The organism is Colwellia sp. RSH04 (assembly GCF_003545765.1).
Taxonomy (GTDB): Bacteria; Pseudomonadota; Gammaproteobacteria; order Enterobacterales; family Alteromonadaceae; genus Colwellia.
This window is the reverse complement of sequence record NZ_QXIO01000007.1, coordinates 99,163-111,891: the sequence shown is the minus strand read 5'-3', so window position 1 is coordinate 111,891 and position 12,729 is coordinate 99,163. Positions and strand designations below refer to the sequence as shown.

The 12,729-nt window shown below is 36.8% G+C and carries 12 protein-coding genes and 4 tRNA genes; 5 read left to right on the top strand and 11 right to left on the bottom strand.

The genetic code is table 11. The features are described 5' to 3' along the window. Positions 1-11 precede the first annotated feature (11 nt). The 5 genes from tig to D1094_RS12825 form a co-directional block, all read right to left on the bottom strand. The gene (gene tig, locus D1094_RS12845; protein ID WP_118960517.1) at positions 12-1,322 is read right to left on the bottom strand and encodes a trigger factor; all 1,311 of its coding nucleotides are present in this window, start codon (positions 1,320-1,322) and stop codon (positions 12-14) included. Positions 1,323-1,689: 367 nt separating this feature from the next. Then, positions 1,690-1,766 (bottom strand) — tRNA-Pro (locus tag D1094_RS12840). Positions 1,767-1,820: 54 nt separating this feature from the next. Then, positions 1,821-1,896 (bottom strand) — tRNA-His (locus D1094_RS12835). 20 nt (positions 1,897-1,916) lie between these two features. After that, a tRNA-Arg gene (locus tag D1094_RS12830) sits at positions 1,917-1,993 on the bottom strand. 45 nt (positions 1,994-2,038) lie between these two features. Beyond that, positions 2,039-2,115 (bottom strand) — tRNA-Pro (locus tag D1094_RS12825). Positions 2,116-2,415: 300 nt separating this feature from the next. On the opposite strand from D1094_RS12825, the gene folD reads away from it, so the two are divergent. Then, positions 2,416-3,270: a bifunctional methylenetetrahydrofolate dehydrogenase/methenyltetrahydrofolate cyclohydrolase FolD gene (gene folD, locus D1094_RS12820; RefSeq protein WP_118960516.1), complete on the top strand. Its 855-nt coding sequence runs from the start codon at positions 2,416-2,418 to the stop codon at positions 3,268-3,270. A 97-nt stretch (positions 3,271-3,367) separates the two neighbouring features. Here the strand turns inward: folD and cysS are convergent, their stop codons facing one another. Beyond that, positions 3,368-4,753 (bottom strand): cysteine--tRNA ligase, encoded by a 1,386-nt coding sequence (gene cysS, locus D1094_RS12815; RefSeq protein WP_118960515.1) that lies wholly within the window; start codon positions 4,751-4,753, stop codon positions 3,368-3,370. Positions 4,754-4,910: 157 nt separating this feature from the next. Between cysS and D1094_RS12810 the strand changes: the two genes are divergently transcribed. Both D1094_RS12810 and lpxH read left to right on the top strand, forming a co-directional pair. Next, positions 4,911-5,402: a peptidylprolyl isomerase gene (locus D1094_RS12810; protein ID WP_118960514.1), complete on the top strand. Its 492-nt coding sequence runs from the start codon at positions 4,911-4,913 to the stop codon at positions 5,400-5,402. A 9-nt stretch (positions 5,403-5,411) separates the two neighbouring features. Further along, entirely contained in the window at positions 5,412-6,152 is a 741-nt protein-coding gene (gene lpxH / locus D1094_RS12805; protein ID WP_118960513.1) for a UDP-2,3-diacylglucosamine diphosphatase, read from the top strand. A 42-nt stretch (positions 6,153-6,194) separates the two neighbouring features. Here the strand turns inward: lpxH and miaE are convergent, their stop codons facing one another. Further along, positions 6,195-6,971 carry a tRNA isopentenyl-2-thiomethyl-A-37 hydroxylase MiaE gene (gene miaE / locus D1094_RS12800; protein WP_118960512.1) on the bottom strand — a complete coding sequence of 259 codons (777 nt, stop codon included), beginning with the start codon at positions 6,969-6,971 and terminating at the stop codon, positions 6,195-6,197. A gap of 188 nt (positions 6,972-7,159) precedes the next feature. Here miaE and D1094_RS12795 point away from each other — a divergent pair, with 188 nt between their 5' ends. Further along, entirely contained in the window at positions 7,160-7,462 is a 303-nt protein-coding gene (locus D1094_RS12795) for a hypothetical protein (RefSeq protein WP_118960511.1), read from the top strand. A 237-nt stretch (positions 7,463-7,699) separates the two neighbouring features. Further along, positions 7,700-8,299: a Yip1 family protein gene (locus D1094_RS12790; RefSeq protein ID WP_118960510.1), complete on the top strand. Its 600-nt coding sequence runs from the start codon at positions 7,700-7,702 to the stop codon at positions 8,297-8,299. A 103-nt stretch (positions 8,300-8,402) separates the two neighbouring features. Here the strand turns inward: D1094_RS12790 and purF are convergent, their stop codons facing one another. The 4 genes from purF to folC all read right to left on the bottom strand — a co-directional run bounded on the left by purF (position 8,403) and on the right by folC (position 12,723). Continuing rightward, positions 8,403-9,920, bottom strand: coding sequence for an amidophosphoribosyltransferase (purF, locus tag D1094_RS12785; RefSeq protein WP_118960509.1), 1,518 nt, complete (start codon positions 9,918-9,920; stop codon positions 8,403-8,405). Positions 9,921-10,068: 148 nt separating this feature from the next. Next, positions 10,069-10,557 (bottom strand): CvpA family protein, encoded by a 489-nt coding sequence (locus D1094_RS12780; RefSeq protein ID WP_118960508.1) that lies wholly within the window; start codon positions 10,555-10,557, stop codon positions 10,069-10,071. Positions 10,558-10,636: 79 nt separating this feature from the next. Next, the gene (locus tag D1094_RS12775) at positions 10,637-11,308 is read right to left on the bottom strand and encodes an SPOR domain-containing protein (protein ID WP_118960507.1); all 672 of its coding nucleotides are present in this window, start codon (positions 11,306-11,308) and stop codon (positions 10,637-10,639) included. A 47-nt stretch (positions 11,309-11,355) separates the two neighbouring features. Further along, on the bottom strand, positions 11,356-12,723 hold the full coding sequence (folC, locus tag D1094_RS12770; RefSeq protein WP_118960506.1) for a bifunctional tetrahydrofolate synthase/dihydrofolate synthase: 1,368 nt from the start codon (positions 12,721-12,723) through the stop codon (positions 11,356-11,358). Between the last annotated feature and the right edge of the window lie 6 nt (positions 12,724-12,729).

The window sequence follows — 12,729 nt, the reverse complement described above, 5'->3', positions numbered from 1 at the left end:
GTACGAAGTTATTACTTCTTAGCTTCAGGATTCATTATATCGTTGAAGTTAGCTTTCTTCTCTTTAACCTTTGCTTTTTCAACTAGAAGCTCAACAGCTTGCTCTTCTAAAGCAACGTTTTGCATTTGTTGCATTAGCTCTTGGTTGTTTGCGTAGTAATCAACAACTTCTTGAGGATCTTCATACGCAGAAGCAGCTGTAGCAATTAACTCGTTAACTTTCTCGTCGTTAACTTTAAGCTCGTTAACTTTAATTACTTCACCTAATAACAAACCAATTTTCACACGCTTTTCAGCTTGCTCTGTGAACATTTCACTTGGTAATTCTGGTAAGTTTTTAGGGTCCATTTGACCTTGGAAACGTTGCATAGCTTGCTGACGTAAAACATCAACTTCTTGTGCAACTAATGCCGCTGGCAAATCAACTTCATGGCTTGCTAATAAACCATCAATGACTTGCTCTTTAACTTTAGCTTTTACCGCATTCGTTAATTCACGTGCCATATTTTTGCTAACTTCAGCACGTAACGCTTCTACGCCACCTTCTTCAACACCAAATAATTTAGCGAATTCGTCATCAATTTCCGGAAGTACTGGACCTTCAGTTTTGTGAACAACGATATCAAACTCTGCTTCTTTACCTTTAAGGTTTTCAGCATGGTAATCTTCCGGGAAAGTAACTTTGATAGTTTGTTCTTCACCAGCTTTCATGCCTGTAATTTCTTTTTCGAAACCAGGAATCATCCGACCAGCACCTAATTCAAGTTCAAAACCTTCAGCTTTTCCGCCTTCAAATTCTTCACCATCAACACGACCAGTGAAATCAAGAGTTAGCTTATCGCCTTTCTTGGACTTACGTTTGTTTTCTTTCCACGTTTGGTGTTGTTTTTGTAACGTAACAAACATTTCATCAATGTCTTTTTCAGTGACTTCAACAGCAGGACGCTCAACGGCAATTTTTTCTAAATCTTTTAATTCAACTTCAGGGTAAACCTCAAAAGTTGCTTCAAATTCTAATTCTTTACCTTCTTCGTTACTTTTAGCAACAAAAGATGGACGGCCCGCTGGGTTAATTTTTTCGGCAACAATTGCTTCAACAAAGTTGCGTTGCATTAATTCACCTGCAACTTCTTGACGTACAGATTTACCATAGCGTTTTTGAAGAACTGATGGTGGAACTTTACCAGGACGAAAGCCATTAATACGTTGTGTTTTACCGATTTGGCGAAGACGATTCTTTACTTCTACATCTACTGTGTCGGCAGGAACAGAAATAGTCAAACGACGTTCCAAACCTTGTGTAGTCTCAACTGAAACTTGCATTTAAATACCTCAAAACTTAGCGTGCTACGCTTTTTTAATACACATCATTAAACGCTTTGCTTTGATAATCATTTATCAAATTTGCAATAATAAAGATGTACAATAATAAAAACTATAAAAATTATGACGCGGAATTATAGCTAGGGTTTACGCAAGAGTCGAGTACAACGATAAAAAAAATTAAAATATCGCTTAAAGCAAGTAAAAACGAAGGCTAAAAGGGCTTTAAAGCACAAAAAAGACAGGCAATTTGGAAAAACTTTAGAAAGATAATAACAAAAGACAACTGTCAAAAATAATAAAGGACTATTAGAAAGATAATTATTAATAGATTAATAAGGTAAGTAATTTTATTAATTATAAGAAGTGGTCGGTGATGCAAGATTCGAACTTGCGACCCCTTGGACCCAAACCAAGTGCGCTACCAAGCTGCGCTAATCACCGATATTCTTATAACTTATAATTTAAGTACTCTTTTAACTATGGGCAGTAAAAAGATGGGGTGGCTAATGGGACTTGAACCCACGACAACCGGAATCACAATCCGGGGCTCTACCAACTGAGCTATAGCCACCATAGTACTTAATGTAAGTATGGCACGCCCTGTAGGATTCGAACCTACGACCCACGCCTTAGAAGGGCGTTGCTCTATCCAGCTGAGCTAAGGGCGCACATTACCTACAGGTACTTTCTATATACGAAGTGTAAATAAAAAGTGGTCGGTGATGCAAGATTCGAACTTGCGACCCCTTGGACCCAAACCAAGTGCGCTACCAAGCTGCGCTAATCACCGACATTTGTTAAAAACGCTGTCGCTTTCAACGGGTGCGGATATTACCGACTTGGCGTGGTGCAGTCAAACCTTTTTTATAAAAATATTTCTGTTCGCTCACTTTTAACACAAGTTAGTTAATATGTAGTGATAATGCGTATATTTCTGATTGAATTATGCACGATATCTTCATTTGAAACTATCATCAGATAAAGATCAAGGTTTTAACACTAATATGAAATAATGCCTACAACTGAGCATGCCTTTGTGGCAGAATAGCCCCGTGTTCAACTATATCACTTTCAGGGCCCGTTAAGACTCATGACTGCAGCATTGATTGATGGCAAAGCCATTGCCAAACAGCTTAGAAATTCCGTAAAAGATAAAGTAAGCCAACGTATTGAAGATGGATTAAGGGCTCCTGGTTTAGCCGTTATTCTTGTTGGTAGTGATCCTGCTTCGCAGGTATATGTAGGTAGTAAGCGAAAAGCTTGTGAAGAAGTAGGCTTTATTTCAAGGTCTTATGACTTACCTGCAACGACCTCTGAAGATGAACTCCTCACTTTAGTGAGTGACCTTAATGATGATGACACTATTGATGGCATACTTGTGCAGCTACCTTTACCTGAAGGATTAAACGCTGATTTAATTATTGAACACATAAATCCTCAAAAAGATGTGGATGGTTTTCATCCCTCTAATGTTGGTAAGCTATTACTAAGACAGCCTGGTTTAAGACCATGCACGCCTAAAGGTATCATTACTTTAATTGAGTCGACTGGTGTTGACGTTAGAGGATTAAATGCAGTCGTCATTGGCGTTTCTAATATTGTTGGTCGACCAATGATTTTAGAGTTACTACTAACAGGTTGTACAGTAACCGCTTGCCATCGCTTTACAAAAGACTTGGAAGGTATCGTCAAAAATGCCGATCTTCTCGTTGTTGCTGTCGGCAAACCTGGTTTTATACCTGGCGAGTGGATTAAAGAAGGTGCCTTAGTGATTGATGTAGGTATTAACCGTTTAGATAATGGCAAATTAGTCGGTGATGTAGATTTTGAAAACGCAAAAGAACGCGCTGCATTTATCAGCCCTGTTCCTGGTGGTGTTGGCCCAATGACTGTAGCAAGTTTAATTGAAAACACTTTACTAGGCTGCGAGCAATTTGGTAAGTAACTTACTAACAATATTAATTGAGTAGGTAAGAATAACGTAAAAAAGAGCTGTTTATCAGCTCTTTTTTATTGATAAAACATAAACCTCTTACTTCTCGTTATGCTTTACGCCACGTTGTTTTGCCAGCACTGTCTTCTAAAACAATATTAAGTTCATTTAACTTATCTCTTGCTTCATCTGCTAAAACCCAGTTCTTATCAGCTCTAGCTTGATTACGTTGTGCTATTAACGCTTCAATCATTTCCACTTCACTATCGTCGTTTTGACCTTGTAAAAATTCTGCAGGTGACAATTGCAACAGGCCTAACAAACCACCTAAATGCACTAAAGTTGCTGCTAAGTGCTGTGCTAGTTGTGTATCTTTCGTTTTTGCAACATTTAATTCTTTAGCTAATTCGAACAACACAGCTAACGCTTGCGGTGTATTAAAATCATCATCCATTGCTTGGCAAAACTGCTTCACTAACGCATTGCTCATATCTATATCAAAATGGCTTGGCTGCTCTACATCTCTTAACGCAGTATAAATCCTTTCAACTGATGCCCTTGCTTGCTCTAAATTTTCAGTAGAATAGTTCAGTTGACTCCGATAATGGCCTGTTGTTAAAAAGAACCTCACCGTTTCAGCATCATATTGCGCCAATACATCACGAATAGTGAAAAAATTACCTAGCGATTTAGACATTTTCTCTTGATCAACTTGAACCATGCCGGTGTGCATCCAGTAGTTAACGTACTGTGTATCAAGCGCGCAACAGCTTTGTGCCACTTCGTTTTCATGGTGTGGAAATTGTAAGTCTGAACCACCACCATGAATGTCAAAATGATCGCCTAAAACTTTTGCATTCATTGCTGAACATTCAATATGCCAGCCAGGTCGTCCTGCGCCCCAGGGAGAATCCCAACTTGGCTCTTCAGGCTTGGCTGATTTCCATAAAACAAAATCTAAAGGGCTTTTCTTAGTGTCGTCAACTTCAACACGTGAACCTGCTTGAAGTTGCTCTAGATTCTGACCACTTAACTTTCCGTAATCTTTATAACTAGAAACATCAAATAATACATCACCAGATGAAGCAATATAGGCATGCTTTTTAGCAACTAAAGTCTCAATCATCTCGATAATTTCTACCATATGAGTAGTTACTCTTGGCTCAAGATCAGGCCTTGCCATATTTAATGCATCAAAATCTTCATGCATCGCTGCAATGGTACGTTCTGTCAGCTGCTCTGTTGTTTCATTATTTTCAATAGCACGATTAATAATTTTATCTTCAACATCAGTTATATTACGGATGTAATTAACCTCATATCCTGAAAAACGTAAATATCGGGCTATATTATCGAAGCTAATATAAGTACGAGCATGGCCAATATGGCATAAGTCATAAACGGTACATCCACAAACATATAACCCGACTTTACCTGGCGTGATTGGCGTAAAGGCTTCTTTTTTACGAGTTAACGTGTTGTATACTTGCAACATGAGGATTTATGACTCCTAGTAAATAAAATAAAAATGCATTGTACCTTATACATTGATAAGGGTCATTACAGAGAAAGACTATTTTAACAAGAAATTAGCACAAAGTTAGGCTACAATTCTCGCCAATAAAATTTCTAACCTTATTAATGGAACAACTATGATTATATTACAAACAAACCTTGGCGATATTAAAATTGAACTCAACTTCGATAAAGCGCCAATTACTGCCGAAAACTTTAAACAATACGTTGAAGAAGGCTTTTATAACGGTACGATTTTCCACCGAGTTATCAAAGGCTTTATGGCTCAAGGTGGTGGTTTCGCGCCGGGTTTAGAAGAGAAATCGACACGTGCAAGCATCAAAAATGAAGCCAACAATGGTTTGAGCAATAAACGTGGCACATTAGCCATGGCAAGAACACAAGAGCCGCACTCTGCATCTGCACAGTTTTTTATTAATTTAACTGACAACGATTTCTTAGATTTTAAAAATGAATCTATTCAAGGCTGGGGTTACTGTGTTTTTGGTGAGGTTGTTGAAGGCATGGACATTGTCGATAAAATGACTTTAGTTGAAACAGGAAACATGTTTGGTCATGGCGATGTGCCAAAAGAAGAAATCATCATTAATTCAGCTACTGTAGCGTAATTTAATACGATGAGTTCGAGTGTTCAGGCAATAACCTATTTTATTGCCGATTTACATTTAAGTGAAGACAGGCCCGATATTACGGCCTGTTTTTTAGACTTTCTAAAAAATGAAGCAATCAAGGCTGAATACCTCTATATCTTAGGTGATTTATTTGAAGCTTGGTTAGGCGACGATGATGATAGTGGCTTTGTTAACAGTATTGCACAAGGCCTATCATCACTAACTCAACAAGGCACTAAAATATACTACATTCATGGCAATCGAGATTTTCTTATAGGTAAAAAGTACGCTAAAAAATCGGGTATGATACTTTTACCTGAAGTGACTTCCATAGACTTATATGGTGAAAAAACGATTATCATGCATGGTGATACACTTTGCACTAAAGATGTTGAGTATCAAAAGTTTAGAAAAAAATCTCGTTCGTGGTGGTGGAAAACCCTAATGACGAGTTTACCTTTATCGTTTCGTAAAAAGAAAGCCGCTGATTATCGAAAAAGAAGTAGTGCTGCAACGGCCATGAAACCTCAAAACATTATGGATGTCACGGAAAGTGAAGTCATAAAATGTTTAGAGAACCATAGCAGTCAGCTACTAATTCATGGCCATACCCATAGACCCGCCGTTCATGAGTTGAAAGTGAATAACCTTAAAGCACAACGAATCGTGTTAGGAGATTGGTATCAGCAAGGTGCTTGGCTTAAGGTAAGTTCAACCCATAAAGAATTACTCACAAAAAACTTTTAAACATATTAGGTCTATTGTTCTTCAATAGTCTATTTTTCTAACCTATATTGAGCATAGAGTTGTTGGCACGCCACTATGAAACTTGAAATCTTCATCATCTGAAGAAATCAGCTCTTGCTCTACTTGTGCAAAATAATCGATTCTTTCTTTAATGCAAGATTGTGCAACCTCTTCAGCTAACACTAAATAATCTTGATAATGTCTTGCTTCTGAACGAAGTAGAGATACATAGAACTTATTCAGTTCGTCATCTAAATGTGGGGCTAATTTAGCAAAACGCTCACATGATCTCGCTTCTATAAACGCGCCTATAATTAGCTTATCAATCAATGCTTCGGGCTCATAAGTTCTAACATGCTTCATCATTCCTTTAGCATAGCGACCTGCACGTATATTTTCATAGGGTATGTTACGTTGTTGCATAATTTGCAGAACTTGATAAAAGTGATGCAACTCTTCTTTAATTAACAACACCATCTTATCAATAAGGCTTTGTCCATAACGACTTCCCTCTTTAGCCTTGATAGTTTTCTTTAAGTCATTTTTATTGCTATTTAAACTTGTCAAATCACCTTGCTTCTTATAAATGAAACTTTCATACGGCTTAACCCACTCAAGTAACGCATCACCACTGGCTTTATCAACAGCATACTTGCGAATTAACCACATTGCTGTTTGCCCGGCTTTTAGCTCACAAATCATATGGTCAATTAATAGCAAAGGTAAGCGTTCAGCTTTTTTGGCTTCATTGATCCATTCATTTGGTGTTTCACATAATAAGAATGATTTTATTGGTGCAAGTAGCTCGCTATAAGGCATTTTAACAATGTTCTCTGTGTATCGAAGTGTAATGTGTTTATTTTATCATAAACTAACCATATTTTTTCACCCTGAACTTTGATTGATACAGTATTTATTCAACAAAGTATTTTTCTATAAAACATAATGGCTCTAGAACTATTTACTGGCATAATAAGCTACTGGGTACACGGTAAGTTGAGACAGCGATGACAGTAATAAAACAAAAAACACATGAAAAAAATGCCAGTAAAAAACTATTAGCAAAACATAAACAATTAATACAAACAGATAACATCAAAGTTGTTTCTCATGTTCAAAGAGAAGTGGATGAGTGGTTTTTAAATACAATAATGATTGAAAATACCAATGTTCCTTTTAAATATAAACGCAAAAAATTATATAAAACTTTACAGGGCCAAAGAGTGAATATGACCTATTACCCTGATTCAGAAAATGTGGCTGGATTTGATATTGAAATAATGTCCGTTGTAAGAATTAAAATCGCTTAAGCAGTTTGACTAAACTTACCTTATAACAAACACAAATGACCTTTTCTAAGAACTAGATTATAAAGTTATAAACATTAACAAATCTTTATTGTTTTCGTTTGTTTTTACAACAATTCTTGACGAAAGCTTAACTTTCTCCCATAACTAGAGTATCAGCAAAAAAAATTAATATATGCTGACTAACTAGCGAGTGGTATTTAGACGTTTCCACTAATAAAATATCAAGGGGAAGTTATTATGATTTTAAATCATATTTGGGGCCTATATGCTCATCCGAAAGATGAGTGGCATACCATAGAAAAGCGCCATGAAAGTTTAATGTATAGTTTAATGCATATCTTAACTATATCTCTCATTCCCGCAATTTGCGGTTACTACGCTGCTGCTCATATAGGCTGGACAATTGGTGTTGGCGATCCTATCACCATTAGTTCAACCAGTGCTAAAATTATGGCTGCATCAATGTATTTTGCTTTAATTTTTGGCGTTTTTGCTCTAGCTTATTTAATCCAATGGATGGCTAAAACGTTTGATTCGACACCTACTTATGTCCAATCACTTGAGCTTGCTGCTTATACTGCTACCCCTGTACTTATGGTAGGTGTTGCAGCTTTATACCCTGTACTTTGGTTCGTTGCCTTAGCTGGGTTATGTGCTGTAACGTATTCAGTTTACTTATTATATTCAGGTGTACCTATTATGATGAATATCCCTGAAGAGAAAGGTTTTATTTATTCAAGTTCAGTTGTTACCTGCGGGCTAGTACTACTAGTAGGCATTCTTGCCTTTACCGTTATTATGTGGGGAATGGGTTTTGGCCCAGAATTTATTGCTTAGCAATTGATTCTGTTAAAAATATAAAAAAACACAGCTCCTTCAAGGGCTGTGTTTTTTCTTTTATACAGTATAAAGAATAGCTAGCTTTTAGCTTTATATAAGCTTATTCTGCGCCTTCATTATGCATATCAATGATTGAATCTGCATTTTTATCAGACTCTTCTTTCGTAGTGTTATTTCTCAATGCATCTAATTTTTCAAGATAATCTTGGTCAATATCATTAGTAATATAATTGCCATCGAAAACAGAGGTATCAAAAGCTTTAATATCAGGGTTACCCAAACTAACAGCTGCCACTAAGTCTTCAATTGATTGGTAAATAAGTTTATCAGCACCAATCAAATCACAAATATCATCTAATTCTCGGCCATGAGCTACAAGTTCATTTGCGCTTGGCATATCAATGCCGTATACGTTAGGGAACCTAACTTCTGGTGCTGCAGAAGCGAAATAGACTTTATTAGCACCTGCTGAACGTGCCATTTCAATGATCTGCTCTGATGTTGTACCTCGAACAATTGAATCATCAACTAAAAGAACGTTCTTGCCTTTAAACTCGGTTTTAATCGCATTTAACTTTTGACGAACTGACTTTTTACGCTGTTCTTGCCCTGGCATAATAAAAGTTCGACCAATATAACGGTTCTTTACAAAGCCTTGACGGTAAGGAATATCTAAATGATGTGCAATTTGTAATGCGATATCACAAGATGTTTCAGGAATAGGTATTACTACATCAATATCCACGTCATCCCATTCAACAGCGATCTTCTTGCCCAAGTTTGTTCCCATTTCAACACGAGAACCATACACAGACATTTTATCCATAGTCGAATCAGGGCGTGCAAAGTATACAAACTCAAAAATACAAGGCGAATATACTGGGTTTTCAGCACATTGCTTACTATGAATTTGGCCGTCTTCAGAAAAGAATATCGCTTCACCAGGTGCGACATCACGAACAAATTCGAATGAGCAAGCATCAAGAGCAACGGATTCTGATGCAACCATGTACTCAATACCTTTAGCGGTCTCGCGCTTACCAAACACTAATGGACGAATGCCATTAGGATCTCGAAAAGCCACCATGCCATGACCAATAATAAGTGCTACTGTCGCATATGCACCTCGTACACGCTTATGAACATTGCCTACAGCAGAAAAAATATCATCAGGTGTTAATGACAAATTTTCACTTTGCTGTAATTCATGACCTAAAATATTAAGTAACAACTCAGAATCTGAAGTGGTATTAACATGTCTACGCGCTTCTGTTTGTAACCAAAGCTTTAATTCTTCTGCATTCGTTAAGTTACCATTATGCGCCAATGAAATCCCATAAGGAGAGTTAGCATAAAATGGTTGAGCTTCAGACGAACTAGAAGTACCCGCAGTAGGATAACGTATATGACCAATACCAATATTACCTTGCAACCTCAACATATGACGAGTATGAAAGACATCTTTCACTAAGCCATTTGCTTTACGTAGCCTAAAAGTATTATCACTAATTGTTACAATACCTGCTGCATCTTGACCTCGATGCTGTAAAACAGTTAGACCATCATATAAATATTGACTAACAGGGGTTTTACCAACTATGCCAACGACACCACACATGAAATTTTCTCCACAAAAAAATAATCACAGCACTTAACCATTTAATAACAATATAAACGTTAAGTTATTATATAAATTCTGTTTAGTCTGCACATTGCTGACTAGCCTGCTCTCTCATCAATCTAAAAAAATGAGTAGAATGTTTTTATTAGGTCTTATTTAAGAAACTGGATGATTGCTCTATATAATCAAAGAACCATTCAATAATTAAAGTAAACTCAGGGATCAGTTGCGAACTAGTCCACCAACGGGTTGATGAAGCACTGGTAAATGCATCCATAAAAAATAGAACGGCGCTAACAATCAAAACTCCACGAAGTGCGCCAAAAACGAGACCAAGTACCCTATCAGTACCTGATAGCCCCGTTTTACTCACTAACTGACCAATTATGTAATTGACTAAAGCACCTAAAATAAGTGTCGTGATAAATAAGATGGCGATAGCCGCCGCATTTCGAAGAACTTGATCGGAAATATTGGTTAATAGGTTAGCTAAATTTGCGTAGAAAGTACTAGCGATGAAGAAGGCACTGATCCAGATAACTAAAGAGACAGCCTCTTTAACAAATCCACGTACTAAGCTAATTAGTGTTGAAACACCAATAATGACCAAAATGGCGTAATCTATCCAAACCATAATTTTAGTTTCTCATTGATTAGAGGCGCGCATTCTAACAGAAGCATAAATAAATCCCTACTTTTTTTATCGTTTAGGATTAATTTATCGGTTCAAATAATGCAACCTTACCTTGGGTATTTGTTAATTTTTTCAATGCAGGCAACTTTTTATCAAGAGAAGACTTAATTAATTCAGGGCCAATAAAAACTTTAGTGAGTGTGCCTTGCTTAGTCTTGATAGGACGCGTAAAAGTTGTATAGCCATTATCTTTTAGCTTCTGTAAAAGTTGAGCTACGTTTTGCTTATGTTTAAAACTGCCTAAATGAATTACCCAAGCTTGCTTACTAACAGCACGTTCGGGCATGTTTGTTTTTTGTTTTGCATTATCAGTGCTTTTACTTGTGTTACTAGTCGTGTTAACTGATTCAGACTGACGAGCCGTTGCCGGCGTAACTTTAACCTTGTCTGTATTATTTACTTCATCTAATTTGGCGCTTTCATTTGGTGAGGAAGACGCATTATCTTTAACAGGCGCTAAGACATCAACAGCCTGTTCATCACTCAGCTGTTTTTCTTCTTTCTCAATAAGTTTATCTTCGGGAAACTTTTTAGTTGAAATTTTACCAGTGAAAACAGGTGTTTCAGGAATTTTTTCAAAGTGTGCTTGATTAGTGTTTTTCTCGCCATCTAAAATATCGGGCAAAAATATAATAACGATTGCTGCAACAATAACAGTACCAACAAGGCGATTTTGAAACGGTGTAGACAAACGATACTCCCAATTTAAAGCAATCAATACGTTGCGTGACAACTACGCTAAACCAATAAATCTCTTACTTCTGCGACAGTAAAGAACGAGCCAAACACTAAAATTAAGTCATCAGCGCTCGCTTGGTGGTTTGCTATTTTAAATGCCTGACTGACATTGTCAAAACAATTGATAGCATTAGCAAACTTTGACACTGTATTTGCCATATCTTTTGAAGAAGATGCACGGGGTAAATACAATTGCCCAAGATACCAAGTATCAATTTCACTGGCGATTGATTTTAAGCTATTTTCAATATCTTTATCAGCCAGCATTGCGACAACAGCATGAATTCTCTTATAACCCTTATCACGTTTATATTGAGTAATTTTCTCTCTTAAATAGCGTGTTGCTTGCGGGTTGTGGCCTACATCAAGAACCACATCACAAGCTAGAGGGTATTTCTGAGTCACTTGAGTCGTAAATAATTCTGTTCTTCCTGATACTTTAGTTTGCTCAATTAACGCATTGACTGATTTTGTGGTTAACGAAACCCCTAGCTTATGCAAAACCATTAAAGCTGTTGCAGCATTATCTTGTGGAATATGGCATTGAACTAACTCTTTAAGTTGCAATGCTTCGCAAGTCAATGCCCAATTTGATGATGACTGCTGTTCAAGATGAAAATCTCGCTCACGAATAAACATATTCTCATGTTGTAATTGTTTACTTTTATCAATATCAACTACAAGAGAGTTTCCATAATCAACCACCGATCTAGGGACACATGTATCCCCTACGATAATCAATTGATTAGCACGCATAATACCTGCTTTTTCAAAGCCAATAGATTCTCTATCATTACCCAAAAATGCTTGATGATCTAAATCGATAGTTGTTATAACACTGACATCTGCATCGATAATGTTGGTTGCATCTAATCGACCACCAAGACCAACCTCAAGAATAATGATAGAAGGTTTAACCTTCATCATAACAAGAAATGCAGCTAATGTTGTGAATTCATAATAACTTAACGAAATATCACCGCGCGCAATTTCTATTTTTTCAAATGCTTCAATTAACAGCGCATCTGAAACATCAACCTTGTTGATTCTTAGTCGTTCATTAAAACGTTTAATATGAGGTGAAGAATAAACCGCAATCCCAGAGCTGTCTTTAAGACCAAGCTTTTCATTAATTTGTTGTAAATTATTTGGCTGCAAACAGGCGTTTTCAATAAAAGCACACGTCGTACCTTTACCGTTAGTGCCTGCGACAGTAATTACTGTTGCGAAACTCAAATCAACGTTTAGACGATTAGCGACCTGTGCTATACGACTTAAGCCCAAATCTATTTCTGTACTATGAATTGTTTCTAAATAAGAAAGCCACTCGTTTAAATTACGCGAGTGGCTTTTAATAATGTCAGACATAAAAAT

Coding starts and splice junctions, on each gene's coding strand:
- tig (WP_118960517.1), bottom strand. CDS start 1,322: ATGCAAGTTTCAGTTGAGACTACACAAGGTTTGGAACGTCGTTTGACT.
- folD (WP_118960516.1), top strand. CDS start 2,416: ATGACTGCAGCATTGATTGATGGCAAAGCCATTGCCAAACAGCTTAGA.
- cysS (WP_118960515.1), bottom strand. CDS start 4,753: ATGTTGCAAGTATACAACACGTTAACTCGTAAAAAAGAAGCCTTTACG.
- D1094_RS12810 (WP_118960514.1), top strand. CDS start 4,911: ATGATTATATTACAAACAAACCTTGGCGATATTAAAATTGAACTCAAC.
- lpxH (WP_118960513.1), top strand. CDS start 5,412: ATGAGTTCGAGTGTTCAGGCAATAACCTATTTTATTGCCGATTTACAT.
- miaE (WP_118960512.1), bottom strand. CDS start 6,971: ATGCCTTATAGCGAGCTACTTGCACCAATAAAATCATTCTTATTATGT.
- D1094_RS12795 (WP_118960511.1), top strand. CDS start 7,160: ATGACAGTAATAAAACAAAAAACACATGAAAAAAATGCCAGTAAAAAA.
- D1094_RS12790 (WP_118960510.1), top strand. CDS start 7,700: ATGATTTTAAATCATATTTGGGGCCTATATGCTCATCCGAAAGATGAG.
- purF (WP_118960509.1), bottom strand. CDS start 9,920: ATGTGTGGTGTCGTTGGCATAGTTGGTAAAACCCCTGTTAGTCAATAT.
- D1094_RS12780 (WP_118960508.1), bottom strand. CDS start 10,557: ATGGTTTGGATAGATTACGCCATTTTGGTCATTATTGGTGTTTCAACA.
- folC (WP_118960506.1), bottom strand. CDS start 12,723: ATGTCTGACATTATTAAAAGCCACTCGCGTAATTTAAACGAGTGGCTT.